This is a genomic window from Janthinobacterium sp. (genome assembly GCF_031995485.1).
Classification (GTDB): Bacteria; Pseudomonadota; Gammaproteobacteria; order Burkholderiales; family Burkholderiaceae_D; genus Janthinobacterium.
The window spans coordinates 57,460-75,663 of sequence record NZ_DAMAGB010000009.1; the positions used below are offsets into that span (position 1 = coordinate 57,460).

Annotated in this window: 15 protein-coding genes; 3 read left to right on the forward strand and 12 right to left on the reverse strand. The window is 64.0% G+C overall.

Annotated features, from left to right (window positions below):
- The first annotated feature begins 20 nt into the window (after positions 1–20).
- Positions 21–788 (forward strand): TOBE domain-containing protein, encoded by a 768-nt coding sequence (locus tag RTQ46_RS08665; RefSeq protein ID WP_312435999.1) that lies wholly within the window; start codon positions 21–23, stop codon positions 786–788.
- A gap of 118 nt (positions 789–906) precedes the next feature.
- Here RTQ46_RS08665 and RTQ46_RS08670 read toward each other — a convergent pair whose 3' ends face one another.
- The gene (locus RTQ46_RS08670; RefSeq protein WP_312435907.1) at positions 907–3,978 is read right to left on the reverse strand and encodes a response regulator; all 3,072 of its coding nucleotides are present in this window, start codon (positions 3,976–3,978) and stop codon (positions 907–909) included.
- A gap of 202 nt (positions 3,979–4,180) precedes the next feature.
- Between RTQ46_RS08670 and fnr the strand changes: the two genes are divergently transcribed.
- Positions 4,181–4,939, forward strand: coding sequence for a fumarate/nitrate reduction transcriptional regulator Fnr (fnr, locus tag RTQ46_RS08675; protein ID WP_312435909.1), 759 nt, complete (start codon positions 4,181–4,183; stop codon positions 4,937–4,939).
- Here fnr and RTQ46_RS08680 read toward each other — a convergent pair whose 3' ends face one another.
- The 6 genes from RTQ46_RS08680 to ccoN all read right to left on the reverse strand — a co-directional run bounded on the left by RTQ46_RS08680 (position 4,940) and on the right by ccoN (position 10,203).
- The gene (locus RTQ46_RS08680) at positions 4,940–5,464 is read right to left on the reverse strand and encodes a FixH family protein (RefSeq protein WP_312435910.1); all 525 of its coding nucleotides are present in this window, start codon (positions 5,462–5,464) and stop codon (positions 4,940–4,942) included. It lies immediately after the preceding gene.
- A 164-nt stretch (positions 5,465–5,628) separates the two neighbouring features.
- Entirely contained in the window at positions 5,629–7,020 is a 1,392-nt protein-coding gene (gene ccoG, locus RTQ46_RS08685) for a cytochrome c oxidase accessory protein CcoG (protein ID WP_312435911.1), read from the reverse strand.
- Positions 7,021–7,024: 4 nt separating this feature from the next.
- Positions 7,025–7,951, reverse strand: a complete 927-nt coding sequence (ccoP, locus tag RTQ46_RS08690; RefSeq protein ID WP_312435912.1) for a cytochrome-c oxidase, cbb3-type subunit III — start codon at positions 7,949–7,951, stop codon at positions 7,025–7,027.
- On the reverse strand, positions 7,944–8,144 hold the full coding sequence (locus RTQ46_RS08695) for a cbb3-type cytochrome c oxidase subunit 3 (protein WP_312435913.1): 201 nt from the start codon (positions 8,142–8,144) through the stop codon (positions 7,944–7,946). The genes ccoP and RTQ46_RS08695 overlap by 8 nt, the downstream gene beginning before the upstream one ends.
- A gap of 1 nt (position 8,145) precedes the next feature.
- Positions 8,146–8,760 carry a cytochrome-c oxidase, cbb3-type subunit II gene (gene ccoO / locus RTQ46_RS08700; protein ID WP_312435914.1) on the reverse strand — a complete coding sequence of 205 codons (615 nt, stop codon included), beginning with the start codon at positions 8,758–8,760 and terminating at the stop codon, positions 8,146–8,148.
- A 15-nt stretch (positions 8,761–8,775) separates the two neighbouring features.
- Positions 8,776–10,203: a cytochrome-c oxidase, cbb3-type subunit I gene (gene ccoN / locus RTQ46_RS08705; RefSeq protein WP_312435915.1), complete on the reverse strand. Its 1,428-nt coding sequence runs from the start codon at positions 10,201–10,203 to the stop codon at positions 8,776–8,778.
- A gap of 396 nt (positions 10,204–10,599) precedes the next feature.
- Here ccoN and RTQ46_RS08710 point away from each other — a divergent pair, with 396 nt between their 5' ends.
- A complete protein-coding gene (locus RTQ46_RS08710; RefSeq protein ID WP_312435917.1) occupies positions 10,600–11,655 on the forward strand; it encodes a methyl-accepting chemotaxis protein in 1,056 nt (351 codons plus the stop codon).
- Here the strand turns inward: RTQ46_RS08710 and ccoS are convergent.
- From ccoS to RTQ46_RS08735, 5 genes are read right to left on the reverse strand one after another with little or no spacing between them, the layout of a single operon-like run.
- Entirely contained in the window at positions 11,643–11,828 is a 186-nt protein-coding gene (gene ccoS, locus RTQ46_RS08715) for a cbb3-type cytochrome oxidase assembly protein CcoS (RefSeq protein ID WP_312435918.1), read from the reverse strand. The genes RTQ46_RS08710 and ccoS overlap by 13 nt on opposite strands.
- Positions 11,828–14,257 carry a heavy metal translocating P-type ATPase gene (locus tag RTQ46_RS08720; RefSeq protein WP_312435920.1) on the reverse strand — a complete coding sequence of 810 codons (2,430 nt, stop codon included), beginning with the start codon at positions 14,255–14,257 and terminating at the stop codon, positions 11,828–11,830. The genes ccoS and RTQ46_RS08720 overlap by 1 nt, the downstream gene beginning before the upstream one ends.
- A 13-nt stretch (positions 14,258–14,270) precedes the next feature.
- On the reverse strand, positions 14,271–15,023 hold the full coding sequence (locus RTQ46_RS08725) for a sulfite exporter TauE/SafE family protein (protein WP_312435922.1): 753 nt from the start codon (positions 15,021–15,023) through the stop codon (positions 14,271–14,273).
- A 9-nt stretch (positions 15,024–15,032) separates the two neighbouring features.
- Positions 15,033–16,481: an oxygen-independent coproporphyrinogen III oxidase gene (gene hemN, locus RTQ46_RS08730; protein WP_312435924.1), complete on the reverse strand. Its 1,449-nt coding sequence runs from the start codon at positions 16,479–16,481 to the stop codon at positions 15,033–15,035.
- A gap of 22 nt (positions 16,482–16,503) precedes the next feature.
- Entirely contained in the window at positions 16,504–18,174 is a 1,671-nt protein-coding gene (locus tag RTQ46_RS08735) for a methyl-accepting chemotaxis protein (RefSeq protein WP_312435926.1), read from the reverse strand.
- Between the last annotated feature and the right edge of the window lie 30 nt (positions 18,175–18,204).

The window sequence follows — 18,204 nt, forward strand, 5'->3', positions numbered from 1 at the left end:
GCTTGCAAGGCTCGGTCTGGATGACGGTGGGTGGTGAACACCTGGGTGGCGCCGGGCGCGTGGAATTGCTGGGCGCGATCGCCGAATGCGGCTCGATTACGCAGGCGGCCAAGCTGGTGAAGATGAGCTACAAGGCCGCCTGGGACGCGATCGACGCGATGAACAACCTGGCCGGCGAGCCGCTGGTGGAACGCCTGACGGGTGGCAAGGGCGGCGGTGGCACCCGATTGACGCAGCGGGGACGCCAGCTGGTCGACAATTTCCGCATTATCGAGATCGAGCACGCCCGTTACCTGCGCCAGTTGGGCAGCCAGGCCGAGGGCATCGCCGACGACCTGTTACTGATACGGAGAATGGCCATGAAAACCACGGCACGCAATCAATTCCTGGGCAAGGTGGCGGCACTCAAGACGGGCGCGGTCAATGACGAAGTGATCCTGGAACTGCCGGGCGGCCAGCAAATCGTGGCCGTCATCACCCAGGGCAGCAGCGAAAGCCTGGGCCTGGCGCCGGGCGTGGAAGCGTTCGCGCTGATCAAGGCCTCCTCGATCATCCTGGTGACGGAGATGGCAGGCGCGCGCTTGTCGGCGCGCAACCAGCTGGCCGGCAGCGTCACGCGCGTGCAGACCGGCGCGGTGAACACGGAAGTGGTGCTCGATTTGCCGGGCGGCGGCACGATCGCCGCCATCGTCACCAACCAGAGCGCCAGCGAGATGGGGATAGTCATTGGCAGCGCGGTGACGGCGATCTTCAAGGCGTCGAGCGTGATTCTGGGCGTGCCCGCGTAAAATCGCACAGGTCGGATTGGCGGGGCGCAGCCACGCGTAATCCGACAACATTGTTGGCGCCGTTGGTGATGTCGGATTACGCGCAAGCGCTATCCGACCTACGCCGCTTCACGGTAATTCAATCCTCCAGCCGCGACAGCCAATCGGCCGCCGCCAGCAGCACCTGTTCCAGCTCCAGCACCGTTTGCGCCAGCAGCGCCGGTACCTCGCCATGGCGGCCTTCGTCGATCGCCTGTTCGGTGGCAAACGAGGCACGGATCAGGCGCTTGGTGCCCAGCGTTCCCACCGAGCCGCGCAGGCCGTGCAGGATGCGCGCGACGTCGCTGTGGCGGCCTGCCTGCAGCGCTTCCCCGGCCGTGCGCAGCGGCGCCATGCCCTTGCTCAGCGCGTCTTCCACCATGCGCCGCAGCACTGCCCTGCCCTTGGCGTCTTTGCCCATCACGCGCATCAGCGCGGCCATCGAAAACACTTCCTCGTCGAATACCGGCCGTGGTACTTCGGCGGGCGGCTGCGGCGGCCTGGGCAGGTAGCGGCCGATCACCTCCATCATCTCTTCCACCACCACCGGCTTGGCGATAAAGTCGGTAATGCCGGCCGTCATGCAGCGCTCGCGCTCGGAGGCCAGCACGCCGGCTGTCATGGCGATCACGGGCAGAGTCAGGCGTAATTCGGTACGGATGATGTGGGTGGCGCTGAAGCCGTCCATTACCGGCATCTGCATGTCCATCAGCACGATGTCGTAGCGCGGCGCTTCCGCGCGCAGGCGCTCGACGGCCAGCAGGCCATCGCCCACCACGTCCAGCGTGGCGCCCATGTGCTCGAGGATGCCGCGCGCCACCGCCTGGTTCAAATGATTGTCTTCCACCAGCAGGAAATGCACGCCGGCCAGTTCGGTGCCGGCCTGCTGCAGCGCGATATGCTGCTCGCCGTCCTGCTTGGCATTCAGGGCCTGGTGCAGCGCGTCGAACAGGCTCGAACCCGTGATCGGCTTCATCAGCACCACGTCCGCTTCGGCCGCGCTCGAGATTTCTTCCAGGTGGTTGCGGGCAAACGCGTTGACCATCACCACGATGGGCTGGCGCTGGCCGGTGGCCGCATGGCGGATCGCCTTGGCCGTGGCCAGGCCGTCCATCACCGGCATATGCCAGTCGGCCAGCACCACGTCGTACGGCTGCTGCTGCTCCAGGCGCTCGCGGTACAGCTCGATGGCGGCAAAGCCAGAATCGACTTCGTCGGCGGCCCAGCCCCAGGCTTCGATCAGTTTCACGATCAGTTCGCGCGTGGTGCGGTTGTCGTCGGCCACCAGCAAACGCAACTGGCCCAGCGCCGGCTTGCGCCGCTCTTCGTTCGGCTGCGCCAGCGCCTCGAACGGCACGCTGAACCAGAAGCGGCTGCCCTTGCCTTCGCTGCTGGCGACAGCGATATCGCCACCCATCATGTGGATCAGGTGCTTGCTGATTGCCAGGCCCAGGCCGGTACCGCCGAAACGGCGCGTGATGCTTTGATCGCCCTGCGAAAAGGCGGTAAACAATTGTTCCTGCTGCTGCGGCGTCATGCCGATGCCGGTGTCGCGCACTTCGAAGCGCAGCCAGGCCTGGTCGGCGGTTTGCTGGGCCAGGCCGACCGCCACCACCACTTCGCCGCTGGCGGTAAATTTGATGGCGTTGCCGGCCAGGTTGACCAGGATCTGCTGCAGCCGCTGGGCGTCGCCGACGAGGCGGCGCGGCACGTCCGCATCGACCGCGATGGCCAGCTCCAGCTCCTTTTCGCCGGCGTTCATGGTCATGGTGGTGGCCAGCGTGTTCATCACTTCGTCGAGGTCGAATTCGACCGGCGACAGGTCCATGCGGCGCGCCTCGATCTTGGAAAAGTCGAGCACGTCGTTGAGGATGCCCAGCAGCGATTGGCCGGCCACGCGCACCATGGTCAGGTATTTGCGCTGTTCCGTATCGAGCTTGGTATTGCCGAGCAAATACACCATGCCCAGCACGGCGTTCAGCGGCGTGCGGATTTCATGGCTCATGTTGGCGACGAAATCGCTTTTCGCGCGGTTGGCCGCTTCGGCGCGGTCGCGTTCCTGTTCCAGCTCGGCCGCACGCGCCTCGACTTCGTGCTGCAGGCGGTCGCGCTCGCTCATCAGGCTGTTGAAGGCCGCCGTCAGTTCGCCGATCTCGTCGCGCTGCTCTACCGGCAGCGGCGTGAAGCGCTGGCCGTTGTTGCGCAGCGCCAGCAGGGTGTTGCGCAGGCGCACCAGCGGCGACAGCAGGCGCACCGTCACCCAGCCCAGCACCAGCGCCGCCAGCAGCGAGGCGCAGGCGCTCCACAGCACCAGGCGGTACAGCACGCCGTCGAACGGCTCGAACGCATCGTCGATGGGCAAGGAGGCTGCCAGCAGCCAGTTGACCGATTTCAGGCGCTTGAAACTGTTGACGGCCTTCACGCCGCGGCTGTTGCTGCTGACCATGCTGCCTTCGCCACCGCGGGCGATCAGCGCGCTGGTGGTGGGATTGGCGTTGGGCGCGCGCGGCTGCAGCAGCTTGGCCGGGTCCGGGTGCAGCACATACAGCGGCACCTTGCCCTGGGTCAGGATGAAGTAATATCCGTTCTTGCCCACCTTGGCATGGCGCAGGTCGCCCAGCAGGTTATCCTTGTACAGGCGCAGCACGCCGATGATGATGCCGGCCACCTCGCCGTCCTTGCCCAGCACGGGCGCCACCATCTGCACGATCGGCAGGCCGCTGGTCTTGCCCAGCAGCGGCTCGGTGATCATCGGCTGGCGCGTGCGCATGACGGTCTGGAAATACTCGCGGTCGGCCACCTCGATGCCGCTGCGCCCCGGCACTTCGGGCACGTCGCTGACCACCTTGCCGTGTGCATCTAGCACCAGCACGTCGTCGAACAGGGCCAGCATGGCGCGCTGGGTGTAGTAGTCGCGCAGTTGCGCCGGTTGCTCCATCAGCGCGGCCGGCTGGCGGCGCGCCGTTTCGGTGATCACGTCGAGCAGCATGCCGAGCTTGTCGTCGAGTTCTTCGGCCGTGCGGTCGATCATGGCCGTTTGCTGGCTTAACAATACTTTGGTGAAGTCGTCGCGCATGCGCTGCACTTGTACCAGGGTCACCAGGGCGATCATGGCGACCGAGGTCAGGCTGGTCGCCAGCGCGACTTTTGCTTTGATGCCGAGTGGCTTCATAATTTCCTTTGCATGGCAAGCGGCATAGATGCTCTGAGGAATTCTCCTATCAATAGGTCAACTTGGCAAGCGCGGGCTTGTGGTGCTGATGCAATGGAAATACATGAAGAAAGTCATTCATTGGCCGCATTTCGCCGAAATTGGCACACGGGCCCGGCGGATACAGTAAACTTGTTGTTGTATTTTCTTAAAGGTACTCACCATGATACAAGCGCTATTGACCCCAACCCTGCCCACCGTGAACGTGGAAGCGTTGCGTGCGCGCTGCGCCACCTGCAGCATGCACCAGTTGTGTTTGCCGATGGGACTCGATGTGGGCGACATGGATCGCCTCGACCAGATCATCGGACGGCGCCGCAAGGTGGCGCGCGGCGCCTCGCTGTTCCGCATCGGCGATTCGTTCCAGAACCTGTATGCGATCCGTCTCGGCCACTTCAAGACCTACCAGATCAATCCGGGCGGCGAAGAACAGGTGACGGGTTTCCAGATGGCCGGCGAACTGCTGGGCATGGACGCCATCAGCGCCGACCGCCATCATTGCAATGCGGTGGCGCTGGAAGACAGCGAAGTGTGCGAGATCCCGTTTTCCAGCCTGGAGCAATTGCTGGGCAATATGCCGACCCTGCTGCGCCATTTCCACCGCATGATGAGCCAGGAAATCACGCGCGAGCAAAGCGTGATGCTGTTGCTCGGTAATATGCAGGCCACGCAGCGCTTCGCCGCCTTTATCGTCAACCTGGCGTCGCGTTACGAAGCGCGTGGCTATTCGGGCAGCAACTTCCAGCTGCGCATGTCGCGCGAGGAAATCGGCAACTATCTGGGCCTGACCATCGAAAGCGTCAGCCGCCTGCTGTCGAAATTCAAGAAGGAAGGCTGGCTGCGCGTGTCGAACCGCGAGATCGAGATCCTGCAGCCGGCCAAGCTGAAAGCGATTACGGCCGGCACCGACGTCTGCAAATAATCAGAGCTCGCTGTCGGCGCGCAAGGCAATGCTGCGCTGGGCCGGCCAGGTCCAGATGCCCGACAGGCGCCAGACCCGTTTGTTGTCTTCCACCAGCACCTGCCAGCGGCTGCGTTCGAGCATCGGCAGCGAGACGGAAAAATTGCCGTCGGCATCGGGCTGCACCATCAGGCGGATGTCTTTTTCAGGCAGGGTGGCATGCGCCAGGTGCAGCTGCAACGGCTGCAGGTAGGGCTTGCCGAAGCTGTGCACGGCGCCGGTCAGGCGCGATTGCGCCACGTCGTAGGCCAGGCTGGTATCCATCGCCAGGTCGCTGGCGACCGTATCGCGGCGCAGGTCCTGGTTGATCGCCTTGCCCTGCTTGTAGTAGTCGCCCACTACCAGCGCATCGGGTTGCGTGAAGGCGATATAGCCCATGAAGCTGCCGACCACGACAGACAGGCCGGGGCCGATCATCAGCAGCCACGGCCAGCGGTGCTTGTACCAGGGATCGGCGGGAGGTTGCAGTTTGGCGGTTTTGGACATTTGGATCTCCTTGAAGGTCAGACCCTGTGGGACTCGGCGTCCCCGTCTGACCCCAGCTCTTGCTTCCGGGTTAAAACTAACGTTAATTTGACGCACAATTTTTTTGTACCCCAACGGCGCAATGCCAGGGTCGGACCCACAGGGTCCGACCCCGAACATCGACATCACCTCGGCACAATGAATACCGCGCTTTCGCGCACATGCAGGGACGGCTCGTCGAGCGACTGCAGCTCGATCTGGATCTTGTTCGAGCCCTTCTCGCCCACGCCGTGCGGCACGCGCAGGCGCACCGGCCAGCCCAGCGTTTCGGTGGGCTGCAAGGTCACTTCGTCGCGCGTCAGCAAGGTCAAGCCGGGCAGGCCAGAGACCGCAATCTTGAAGTGCTGGCGCTGTTCCGAGGTGTTCATGATCTGCAGACGGTAGACGTTTTCGATCATGCCGTCTTCCACTTCGCGGCCCATCGAACCGCGGTCGCGGATCACGTCCATCTTCAGCGGCGTGCGCAGGAACAGCGAAGTACAGACGGCAATCACGATCAGCGCCAGGATCGAGGTATAGATCAGCACGCGCGGACGCATGGCCCGCTGGCGGATCTGCTTCGCGCTGAAGTTGTTCTCCATCGCATGGTCGGTGCTGTAGCGGATCAGGCCGCGTGGACGCTCGACCTTGTCCATCACGCTGTTGCAGGCGTCGACGCAGGCGGCGCAGCCGATGCATTCATACTGCAGGCCGTTGCGGATGTCGATGCCGGTCGGACAGACCTGCACGCACAGGGTGCAGTCGATGCAGTCGCCCAGGGTTTTTTCCGTCCCTTCCTTGGCCGCCTTCTTGTTCAGCGCACCGCGCGGCTCGCCGCGTTTTTCATCGTAGGTGATGATCAGGGTGTCCTGGTCGAACATCGCGCTCTGGAAGCGCGCATACGGACACATGTATTTGCATACCTGTTCGCGCAGCCAGCCCGCGTTGCCGTAAGTGGCCAGGCTGTAGAACAGGATCCAGAACCATTCCCACGGGCCGAAGTCAAAGGTGCGCACTTCCTGCACCAGGTCCTGGATCGGCGTGAAGTAGCCGACAAAGGTAAACCCCGTCCACAGCGCGATCGCGCCCCACGCCAGGTGCTTGGCCACCTTCTTGGCGGTCTTGCGCACCGAAGGGCCCTGCCGGTCGAGCGCCATGCGCGCGCTGCGCGTGCCTTCGATCTTGCGTTCGACCCACAGGAAGATTTCGGTGTAGACGGTTTGAGGACAGGAAAAGCCGCACCAGACCCGCCCGGCTATCGCCGTGACCAGGAACAGCAGGTAGGCTGCGATGATCAGCAGGGCCGCCAGATAGATGAAATCCTGCGGCCACAGCACGACGCCGAAAATGTAGAACTTGCGCGTGGTCAGGTCGAACAGCAGGGCTTGCCTGCCGTTCCAGTTGAGCCACGGCAAGCCGTAGAACGCCAGCTGGGTGAGCCAGACGCACACCCAGCGCCAGGTTGCATAGCGCCCTTTGGCCTCGCGAGGGTAGATCTGCTCGCGGGCCGCATACATCTTGATGACTTGGGGTTCCATCACATCACTTCACAGGGACCGCAGGCTGGGGGTTGGACAGGCTCCAGATATACGCCGACAGCACGTGCACTTTCGACTCGCCAAGGAAGTCGCCGAACGCGGGCATGGTGTTGTTGCGGCCCTTGCGGATGGTTTCCATGATGGTGTCGGCGCTGCCGCCATACAGCCAGATCTTGTCGGTCAGGTTCGGTGCGCCAAGCTGCTGGTTGCCCTTGGCGTCGGCGCCATGGCAGGCCATGCAGGCGCCGAATTTCGACTTGCCCAGCACCGATTTGACGGGGTCCGAAGTCGAGCCCGACAGGCTCAGCACGTAGTGGGCCACGTTCTCGATATCCTGCTCCGAACCGAGAGCGGCGCCCATCGGGATCATGATGCCGTTACGGCCATGCATGATGGTGGTCTTGATGATGTCGGGGTTGCCGCCATACAGCCAGTCCTTGTCGGTCAGGTTCGGGAAACCCTTGTTGCCGCGCGCGTCCGAACCATGGCACTGCGCGCAGTAGGTCAGGAACAGGCGCTGGCCGATGGCGTTCGCCTGCGGATCGGCGGCCACCGTTTTCAGGTCCTGCTTCAGGTACTTGTCGAACAGCGGACCGTATTCGGCTTCCGCCTTTTTCAGTTCCTGCTCGTACTGGCCCGACGATTTCCAGCCCAGCTTGCCGGCGTAATTGCCCAGGCCCGGATACAGGAACAGATAGGCCAGCGCGAACACGATGGTGATGTAGAACAGCCACATCCACCAGCGCGGCATCGGCGTGTTGAGTTCCTTCAGGTCCTCGTCCCACACGTGGCCGGTGGTGCCGTCGGCCGGCGCGCCCGGCAGCACCGTCACTTTCGACTGCGAGTACAGCAAAATGCCGCAGCCGATGATGCCCAGCAGTGTCAGCACGATGATGAAGAGGTTCCAGAAACCACTGGTAAAGTCAGCCATGTTTGCGCTCCTCTTGAGCTGCTGCGGCTTGCGCCGGATGGTCGAGCGCCTCGTCGGCGAACGGCAGGCGTGCCGCCGCGTCGAAGTCGCTATTGCTGCGGCGGAAGGTCCACCACAGGATGCCCACGAACGTCGTAAAGGAAACCACCGTCATGACGCTGCTGGCGCTGTCGAACAGATTCTCGATTGCCATGCTAATTCCTCGTTTTGATTAATGTGCCCAGGCCCTGCAGATAGGCGACCAGGGCGTCTTCTTCCGTCTTGTCCTTCAGCTGTTCCGGAGCGGCCTTGACTTCTTCGTCGCTGTACGGATCGCCCAGACGCTGCAGCGCGCGCAGCTTGGGCACGATGTCTTCCGGCACCAGCTTGGTTTTTGCCAGCCATGGGTAGGCCGGCATGTTCGATTCCGGCACCACGTCGCGCGGGTTGTTCAGGTGGGTGCGGTGCCATTCGTCGCTGTAGCGGGCGCCGACGCGGGCCAGGTCGGGACCGGTACGCTTGGAACCCCACTGGAACGGACGGTCGTAGACGAACTCGCCGGCCACCGAATAGTGGCCATAGCGTTCGGTTTCCGCGCGCAGCGGACGCACCATCTGCGAGTGGCAGTTGTAGCAGCCTTCGCGCACATAAATGTCGCGGCCGGCCAGGCGCAGCGGCGAGTACGGTTTCAGGCCGGCGATCGGTTCCGTGGTGCTCTTCTGGAAGAACAGCGGCACGATCTCGACGGCGCCGCCGACGCTGATCACCAGGGTGACCAGGCCGATCAGCAGCCAGGGGTTTCTTTCAATCCATGCATGTGAGAATTTCATTTGCTTTTGCTCCTATCAGGCGTGCGCCGCGTTCAGTTCCGGGATGCGTGCGACAGGCACCTTGGTGCCGCGCAGGGTCATGTAGGTGTTGTAGCCCATGACGCACATGCCGGTCAGGTACAGCAGGCCGCCGGCGGCGCGCACCACGTAGTACGGATAGGTGGCTTTCACGCCTTCGACGAAGGTGTAGGTCAGGGTGCCGTCCGGGTTGACCGCACGCCACATCAGGCCCTGCATCACGCCGGCAATCCACATCGCGGCGATATACAGCACGATGCCGATGGTGGCGACCCAGAAGTGCACGTCGACCAGGCGCGTGCTGTACATCTTCGTCTGGCCGGCCACGCGTGGCAGCAGGTAGTAGATCGAGCCCATGGTGATGAAGCCGACCCAGCCCAGGGCACCCGCGTGCACGTGGGCCACGGTCCAGTCGGTGTAGTGCGACAGCGAGTTGATGGTCTTGATCGACATCATCGGGCCTTCGAAGGTGGCGATGCCGTAGAACGACAGCGAGACGATCATGAACTTCAGGATCGGATCGGTGCGCAGCTTGTGCCAGGCGCCCGACAGGGTCATGATGCCGTTGATCATGCCGCCCCAGCTTGGCGCCAGCAGCACCAGCGAGAAGACCATGCCGATCGACTGGGTCCAGTCAGGCAGTGCGGTGTAGTGCAGATGGTGCGGGCCGGCCCACATGTAGGTAAAGATCAGCGCCCAGAAGTGGACGATCGACAGGCGGTACGAGTAGACGGGACGCTCGGCCTGTTTCGGGATGAAGTAGTAGACCATGCCCAGGTAGCCGGCGGTCAGGATGAAGCCCACCGCGTTATGGCCGTACCACCACTGGATCATCGCATCCTGCACGCCCGTGTAGGCCGAGTAGGATTTGGTAAACGAGGCCGGCATGACGGCGCCCTGCACCACGTGCAGGATGGTCACGGCCAGGATATACGCGCCGAAGAACCAGTTGGCCACGTAGATATGCTTGACCTTGCGCTTGATGATGGTGCCGAAAAACACAATCGCATACGAGATCCAGACAATGGCGATCAGGATGGTGATCGGCCACTCCAGCTCGGCGTATTCCTTGCCGCGCGTGAAACCCATTGGCAGCGAGACGACCGCGCACAGGATCACGGCCTGCCAGCCCCAGAAGGTGAAGGCGGCCAGCTTGTCCGAAAACAGGCGCACCTGGCAGGTGCGTTGTACCACGTAGTACGAGGTGGCGAACAGGCCACAGATGCCGAAGGCGAAAATCACGGCGTTCGTGTGCAGCGGCCGCAGGCGGCCGTAGGTGAGCCACGGTATGTCGAGGTTCAGGGCAGGCCATGCCAGTTGGGCGGCGATGATGACGCCGACCAGCATGCCGATGACGCCCCATACCACAGTAGCGACCGCGAATTGCTTCACGATCTTGTAGTTATAGTTCAGCGATTGATCCACAAAGACTCTCCCTGGAATTACTATTTATGATGGTGGCCAGAGAGTAAGGGTTGGGCCCTCAAAAAACTTTGATGTGGATCAAAATTCCCCAGATGAAACTTGCGTAGTGCGGCAGCAGCAAAATAATTCCTGACCTGGGTAAAAAAAGGCGGCACCGATCCCTGCCAGCGACAGGCAGCGTCGGCGTGACGGCCGCCGTTTCATCATGGCCGGTCAAGCAATCTCGCCATTTCTCACCATCATCGGAGGCCCATCGTGCGCGATGGTGCAGTGCAAAATCCGGCGAGCCAAAATAGTGCAATTTGATATATAAAGTTATTTAATAGTATCTTTACCGTATTAAATTTGCTGGCCCGCTTTTTGCATGGCTGTTAATTCAAAAAGGAGGGAGTCCACATGGCAAATCCACAGGCAATCGTTGATCTCACGCATCAGGTCCGTAAACTCGCCACCAGCAAGATCGGCGACATCAACGACATCAACCGCGAAGCCAATTTCCTGGCACTCAATGCGCTGATCGAGGCGGCGCGCGCGGGCAGCGCGGGGCGCGGTTTTGCCGTGGTGGCAAACCAGGTCAAGCAGGTGTCGCAGCGCATCGGCGAGGTCACCGACAGCCTGAACAAGGAGCTGGTCGGCTCGCTGTCGAGCCTGACCGCGCTCGGCGACGTGATGATCGGCCGCATGCAGTCGCACGAAGGCCAGCGCTGCGCCGACCTGGCCCTGAACATGATCGACATCATCGACCGCAACCTGTACGAGCGCTCGTGCGATGTGCGCTGGTGGGCTACCGACGCGTCGCTGGTGGCATGCCTGGCCGATGCCAGTGCGCAAGCCAGTGTCCATGCGTCGCAGCGCCTGTCCGTGATCCTCGACAGCTATACCGTCTACAAGGATATCTGGGTGCTCGACGCCGACGGCACCATCGTGGCCAGCGGGCGCGGCGAGCAGTATGCTGTGACGGGGCGCAATGTTGCGCGGGCGCCCTGGTTCAAGGCGGCACTGAACACGGCCAGCGGCGAAGATTACATTGCCGCCGACGTGTGCACCGCTTCGCTGCTGCATGGCGCCCAGGTGGCCACCTATGCGACGGCCATCCGCGAAGGCGGCGCGACGCACGGCAAGGTGCTCGGCGCGCTGGTGATCTTCTTCGACTGGACGCCGCAGGCGCAGGCGGTGGTCAAGGGGGTTCGCCTGAGCGAAGCGGAGTGGTCGCGCACGCGCTGCATGCTTCTCGATTCGTCGTTTCGCGTGCTGGCCAGTTCCGATGGCGAAGGCGTGCTCAGCGAAGTGTTTCCGCTGCACCCCGACCAGCGCCGCGCCGGTTTCTACCGCGACGGCGACATGACGGTCTCGTTCGCCGCCACGCCGGGCTACGAAACCTACAAGGGGCTGGGCTGGTATGGGGTGGTGTGCCAGCGGGCGGACACGCCGGCCGGCAGCTATTCGCGCTGATCCGGTCCTGGCGGAGCGGGCTGCGCCGGCGTCGTATCGTCATCCTGCAGCACGCGCAGGCCCGGGCCGACCAGGTCGTCGAACTGGCCGCCGTCGGAGGCCTTGAAAAAAATCCACAGCGCGATAAAGACGACCGCGATGCTGAGCGGAATAAGCAGGTACAGGGACTCCATCAGCTTTTCCTCAGGCGCAGCGCGTTGGCGATCACGACCGCCGAGCTGGCGGCCATGCCGACGCCGGACAGCCACGGGTTCAGAAAGCCCAGCGCGGCGGCGGGAATGGCGGTCAGGTTGTACAGGGTGGCCCAGCCCAGGTTTTCGCGGATGATGCGCATGCTGCGCGCGGCCGTTTGCGCCGTGTCGAGCACCGAGCGCAACTGGCTGGACAGCAGCACCGTATCGGCATGCGCCTGCGCCAGCGCGGCGCCGGAGCCCATGGCGAACGAGACGTCGGCCGCGCTCAGCACGGCGGCGTCGTTGATGCCGTCGCCGACCATCGCGACCACCGCGCCGGTGGCCTGCAGCTGCTGCACGAAATCGAGTTTTTCATCGGGCAGGCATTCGCCGCAGGCGGTGCCGATGCCGAGCTCGCGCGCCACGCTCTGCGTCAGCGCTTCCTGGTCGCCACTGAGCAGCACCACCTGCTTGCCATGGCGCTGGAAATACGCGACCACTTCGCGCGCTTCCGGGCGCAAGGCGTCGCTCAGCAGGAAACGCGCCAGCCATCGATCCTGCGTGCCCAGGTACAGCGGTGTCATGCCGTCTATGCCGATGGCCGTGTCGCCCAGCGGCGCGCCGGCCATGGCCGCTACAAACGCCGCATTGCCAAGGCGATAGCATACGCCGTTGACAACCCCCTCCAGCCCCAGTCCCTGCACCTCCTGCAGCTGCTGCGCATGGCCGTGATCGATGCTGCCTGCCGCCTCCAGAATGGCCTGCGCCAGCGGATGGGCGCTGCCTGTTTCCAGCGCGGCGGCCAGCTGCAGGCAGGCGTGCGCATCGAGCTCGCCCAGGCTGTCGGTCTGTTTCAGGACCGGGCGGCCCAGGGTCAAGGTGCCCGTCTTGTCGAACACGATATGGGTCGCGCGGTGCAAGGTTTCCAGCACATGCGGCTGGACGATCAGCACGCCGCGCCGCAGCAGGCTGTCGGTGGCGGCCGCCAGCGCCGTCGGCGTGGCCAGCGACAAGGCGCACGGACACGACACCACCAGCACCGCAATGGCCACCGGCCACGCCTGCGACGGATCGTGCCAGCTCCAGAAGACAAACACGGCGAGCGCGAAGATCAACAGGCCCAGCACGAACCAGGCCGCCACCTTGTCGGCCCACTGCGCGATCTGCGGCTTGCCGCTGCCGGCCCGCTCGATCAGTTTGAGCAGGTCGGACAGCGTGCTCTCGCGCGCCGGTTTCAAGACGCGCAGCAGCAGCGCGGCGCTGGCGTTGATGGCGCCACCGGGCACCCGCTCGCCGGTCTTGCGGCGCTGCGCCGCGCTCTCGCCCGTCAGCAAGGACAAGTCGAGCGCGCTGTTGCCTTCGATAATCACGCTGTCGGCGGCGATCGCTTCACCGGGTTTGACCAGGATCACGTCGCCCACCACCAGGCTGCCGGCCGGCACCAGCGTGGGCGCGCGGCTGTCGGGAAAGCCGGCCAGCAAAGTAGCCGATGCCGGCAAGGCATGCTGCAGCCGCTCCAGCGCCGAGGCGGCCTTGCGGCGCGCCTGCAGTTCAAAATAGCGGCTGCACAGCAGCAGGAAAATGAACATGGTGGCCGAGTCGAAATACACGTCGCCACGGCCGGTAACGGTGGCCGCCACGCTGCCGAAAAACGCCGCCAGGATGCCCAGGGTGACGGGCACGTCCATGCCCAGCGTGCGCGCGCGCAGGCTGGACCAGGCGCCCTGGAAAAACGGCAGCGCCGAGTAGCAGATGGCAGGCAAGGTCAGCAGCAGGCTGGCCCAGCGCATCAAGGACGCCATGTTCGGGTCCAGCGTGCCGTCCTCGGCCGCCAGGTAGGACGGCGCCACATACATCATCACCTGCATCATCGACAGGCCGGCCACGAACAGCTGGCGGCCCAGCGTCTTGCTGGCCTTCTGCAGCTGCTCGCCATGGCGCACGGCGTCGTACGGATAGGCGGTATAGCCGACCTGGCGCACCGCCTGCAGGATGTCGCCCGGCTCGCACTGCGCTTTGCTCCAGCGCACATACAGGCGTTCGGTGGCGACATTCAGGCTGGCCGCCTGCACGCCGGGCAGGCGCGTCAGCTGGCGCTCGATCAGCCAGACGCAGGCGGCGCAGCGGATGCCCTCGACCGACAGGGTCGCTTCGCAGCTGCTGGCGTCGCGCGCGAATTGCGCATCGTCATTGCTGTACAGGCGCAGCTCGGGTGGCACCATGGCGGCGTCCGCCGCGTTGGCGGCATAGTCGTCACGCTCGCGGTAGTAGCTGCTCTGGCCGATGTCGACGATGGTCTGTGCCACCGCTTCGCAGCCGGGGCAGCACATGGCGCGCTCCAGCTCGTCGATGGTGACGCGCCAGCGCGAGCCCGGTGGTACGGGCAGCCCGCAATGGAAGCAGTCGGTCGATTGTAAAACGGCGTTCATGGGATTCTTTTTTTCATGGATGGGGCGCCACGCACAGGGCGTCGAGCCAGCCCAGCGAGACGCCGTTGGCCGCGCGTAGCAAACCGAGCAGGCCGAAGCCCAGCACCAGCAAGCCGCTGGCGATGCGCACGGGGCGGCGCTGCAATTGCTGGCGCAGGCGCGCGCCCAGCAGGCCCATGCCGAGCAGCGTCGGCAAGGTGCCCAGGCCGAACGCCGCCATGGCGGCCGCGCCATGCACGGCGGAGCCCCCCATCATGGCCGTCAGCAAGGCGCTGTAGACCATGCCGCACGGTACCCAGCCCCACAGCCCGCCAACGGCCAGCGCCTTGAACGGCGTGTCCATCGGCATCAGGGGCGCCAGCAGCGGGCGCACGCGGCGCCATGCCAGGTTGCCGGCCGCTTCCAGCCGTGCCAGGCCGCGCCAGGCATCCATCAGATACAGGCCCAGCGCCACCAGCATCAGGTTGGCCAGCCAGTAGCCGGCTATTTGCAATGACGCCATCCTGACCATGCCGGCGCCGGCCAGGCCGCCGGCCAACGCGCCGGCCAGCATGTAGCTGCCGATGCGCCCGCCGTTATAGGCCAGCACGCGCAGCGCATTGCTGTCCGATACCGTACGCTGCGCGTGGATCGCGATCACCGCGCGTGGAGGCGAAGCCGGCACGCCCACCGACAGCGCGCCGACGATGCCGCCGCACATGCCGATGCAGTGCACGCTGCCGGCCAGGCCGACCATAAACAGCGGCAGGAGACTGAGGGCATTCATCGCTTGGCGTTACACCGTTTTCGAGTAGCGCAGCGGTTGCGGTGCATCCGGCGTGGCGTTGGCGCGCGCCCGCGCCAGATGGCGGTCGAACACCATGCAGATATTGCGGATCAACAGGCGCCCTTTCGGCGTTACCGTCAGCCAGTCTTCCTCGATCACCAGCAGGCCATCGCGCGCCAGTTCGCGCAGCTTGTCGAGCTCGTCGGCGAAGTAACTGCGGAAGATCACCGGATGGGCCTGCTCGATGGTGGCGATCGACAGTTCGAAATTACACATCAGCATCTGGATAATGATACGGCGCAGCATGTCGTCCGTTTCCAGCTTGATGCCGCGCGCGATCGGCAGCACGCCGGCATCGAGTTTTTCGTAATACGCGTCCAGCGTTTTTTCATTCTGGCTGTAGACGGCGCCCACCGAGCTGATGGCCGATACGCCACAGGCGATCAGGTCCGCTTCGGCGCGCGTCGAATAGCCCTGGAAATTGCGGTGCAGCCGGCCTTGCCGCTGCGCCACGGCCAGGTCGTCGGTCGGCTTGGCGAAATGGTCCATGCCGATATACACATAGCCGGCAGCCGTCAGGCGCGCGATGCACAGGCCCAGCATGGCCAGCTTGGTGCTGCTGTCGGGCATGTCGGCGTCCAGGATGCGGCGCTGCGGCTTGAACAGGTGCGGCATGTGCGCGTAGTGGTACAGGGCGATGCGGTCCGGGCTGGCGTTGATCACCTTGCGCAAGGTTTCCGTCATGGTTTCCATGCTTTGCTTGGGCAAACCATAGATCAGGTCGATGCTGACGGAGCGGAATCCCGCGTCGCGCGCGGCCTGCATCACGGCCACCGTTTCGGCTTCCGGCTGGATGCGGTTGACGGCTTTCTGCACGTCGGCGTCGAAGTCCTGCACGCCCAGGCTGATGCGGTTGAAGCCCTGCGCGCGCAGCGAAAACACGCGCTCGCGCGAGACCGTGCGCGGATCGATTTCGATCGAATATTCGCCATCGGCGTCGGCAGCGAAGTCGAAATGCTGGCGCAGGTGCGCCATCAGTTCGTCCATCTGCTTTTCGCTCAGGTAAGTGGGCGTGCCGCCGCCGAAATGCAGCTGCTCGATCTGGTTGATGCCGGCAAACAGCTTGGCCTGCATGGCGATTTCCTGCTTCAGGTAGCTGAGATAGGTGGCGGCCTTGCTGCGGTCTTTGGTGATGATCTTGTTGCAGGCGCAGTAGTAGCACAGCGTGTCGCAGAACGGCACGTGTACATACAGCGACAGCGGACGGCGTCCGCCGCGCATGCGCAGGGCGGCCACCGCTTCGAGGAAATTGCCATAGCCAAAGTCGGCGGTGAAACGGTCGGCGGTCGGGTACGAGGTGTAGCGCGGGCCTGACTGGCTCATCTTGCCGATAATGACGGGATCGAATTCGACCACGGCGTCGAGTTCGTTGGAAGCGGTGCTGAGTAATGTAGGCATGATGGTTCGTTTCTTGTAAAGATCAGGCGGCCAGGCGTTTCAGGCCGGCGCTCTTGCCGGCGGCACCGGCGTTGGCGGCGCCGCGTCCGGTGCTGGCCGGGATGACGCGGCGCGCTGGCGGCATCTTGCCGAAATTGAACAGGCTGACGGCCTGCGACAGGCTGGCCGCTTCTTCCGACAGCCGGGTAGCGGCGGCCGCCGCCTCCTCGACCAGCGCCGCGTTCTGCTGCGTCACCTGGTCCATGTGGGCAATCGCGTTGTTGACCTGGTCGACGCCGATGCTCTGTTCGCGCGAGGCGATCGAGATTTCCTGCATGATGGCGGTCACCTGCTGTACCGAGCTGACCACCTGTTCCATGGTGGTGCCGGCGCGGTTGACCTGCAGCATGCCGGCGCCGACCTTGCCGACGGAAATATCGATCAGCTGCTTGATGTCTTTCGCCGCCAGCGAGGAGCGCTGCGCCAGGTTGCGTACTTCACCGGCCACGACGGCAAAGCCGCGGCCCTGTTCGCCCGCGCGCGCCGCTTCCACGGCGGCGTTCAGGGCCAGGATATTGGTCTGGAAGGCGATGCCTTCGATCAGGCCGATGATGTCGACGATTTTCTTCGACGAGGTGTTGATTTCATCCATGGTGGTGATCACGTCGGCGACGATTTCGCCGCCCTGCACCGCCACTTTCGAGGCGGCCACGGCCAGGTCGCTGGCCTGCACCGAGTTGTCGGCGTTCTGCTTGACGGTCGAGGAAAATTCCTCGATGCTCGACGCCGTCTCTTCCAGGCTGGCCGCCTGCGATTCCGTGCGGCCCGACAGGTCCATATTGCCGACCGCAATCTGCTTGGTGGCCACGGCCATGGTTTCGACATTGATGCGCACGTCGCGGATGGTGGCGATCAGGTTGCTGTTCATCTGCTGCAGCGCGCGCAGCAGCTGGCCCACTTCATCGGTGCTGTCGGTTTCAAAACTGCCCGACAGGTCGCCGGCGGCAATCGCGCGCGCGCCGTTCAGCGCCTTGTTCAGCGGCTGCAGCACCGAAGTGCGCAAGGTGTACCACAGGAACACATTGATCAGGAAACCGACCAGGGTGGCGCCGAAGATGCCGTAGTTGGTTGCCGCGCCGCCGGCCGCAAACAGGGTGATCGCGCACACCAGCAGTTGCAGGCAGTTGACGGCACTGGTGGCCATCCAGATGCGCAGATTGAGCGACATATGGGTCAGCTTGTGCAGCACATGGGCCAGGCCCGGGCGCACGATCTGGCCATGCTTGATGACGATGCGCCCGCCTTCCTGGTTGCGGATCGCGTGATACGCCTCTTCGGCTGCCTTGACCTGGTCCTTGTCGGCTTTCACGCGCACCGACATGTAGCCGACCGTCTGGCCCGCCTCGCGGATCGGCGTGACGTTGGCGCGCACCCAGTAGTAGTCGCCATTCTTGCAGCGGTTCTTGACCAGCCCGGTCCAGGGCGTGCCGGCCTGCAGCGAGGCCCACATGTCGGCAAACGCTTCTGGCGGCATGTCGGGGTGGCGCACGATGTTTTGCGGCGCGCCCAGCAGCTCCGCTTCGCTGAAACCGCTGACCTGGCTGAAATACGGATTCACATACACGATGTTGCCGTTCAGGTCCGTTTTCGAGACGATCGCCTGGTCTTCGAGGACCAGGGTTTCACGGTTGGTAACTGGCAAATTCTGGCGCATGACGGCTTCCCGGACAGGTGCGTCAACGGC

What these genes read in the sequence shown, in the direction of transcription:
- RTQ46_RS08665 (WP_312435999.1), top strand. Translation starts at nt 21, where the DNA reads ATGACGGTGGGTGGTGAACACCTGGGTGGCGCCGGGCGCGTGGAATTG.
- RTQ46_RS08670 (WP_312435907.1), bottom strand. Translation starts at nt 3,978, where the DNA reads ATGAAGCCACTCGGCATCAAAGCAAAAGTCGCGCTGGCGACCAGCCTG.
- fnr (WP_312435909.1), top strand. Translation starts at nt 4,181, where the DNA reads ATGATACAAGCGCTATTGACCCCAACCCTGCCCACCGTGAACGTGGAA.
- RTQ46_RS08680 (WP_312435910.1), bottom strand. Translation starts at nt 5,464, where the DNA reads ATGTCCAAAACCGCCAAACTGCAACCTCCCGCCGATCCCTGGTACAAG.
- ccoG (WP_312435911.1), bottom strand. Translation starts at nt 7,020, where the DNA reads ATGGAACCCCAAGTCATCAAGATGTATGCGGCCCGCGAGCAGATCTAC.
- ccoP (WP_312435912.1), bottom strand. Translation starts at nt 7,951, where the DNA reads ATGGCTGACTTTACCAGTGGTTTCTGGAACCTCTTCATCATCGTGCTG.
- RTQ46_RS08695 (WP_312435913.1), bottom strand. Translation starts at nt 8,144, where the DNA reads ATGGCAATCGAGAATCTGTTCGACAGCGCCAGCAGCGTCATGACGGTG.
- ccoO (WP_312435914.1), bottom strand. Translation starts at nt 8,760, where the DNA reads ATGAAATTCTCACATGCATGGATTGAAAGAAACCCCTGGCTGCTGATC.
- RTQ46_RS08710 (WP_312435917.1), top strand. Translation starts at nt 10,600, where the DNA reads ATGGCAAATCCACAGGCAATCGTTGATCTCACGCATCAGGTCCGTAAA.
- ccoS (WP_312435918.1), bottom strand. Translation starts at nt 11,828, where the DNA reads ATGGAGTCCCTGTACCTGCTTATTCCGCTCAGCATCGCGGTCGTCTTT.
- RTQ46_RS08720 (WP_312435920.1), bottom strand. Translation starts at nt 14,257, where the DNA reads ATGAACGCCGTTTTACAATCGACCGACTGCTTCCATTGCGGGCTGCCC.
- RTQ46_RS08725 (WP_312435922.1), bottom strand. Translation starts at nt 15,023, where the DNA reads ATGAATGCCCTCAGTCTCCTGCCGCTGTTTATGGTCGGCCTGGCCGGC.
- hemN (WP_312435924.1), bottom strand. Translation starts at nt 16,481, where the DNA reads ATGCCTACATTACTCAGCACCGCTTCCAACGAACTCGACGCCGTGGTC.
- RTQ46_RS08735 (WP_312435926.1), bottom strand. Translation starts at nt 18,174, where the DNA reads ATGCGCCAGAATTTGCCAGTTACCAACCGTGAAACCCTGGTCCTCGAA.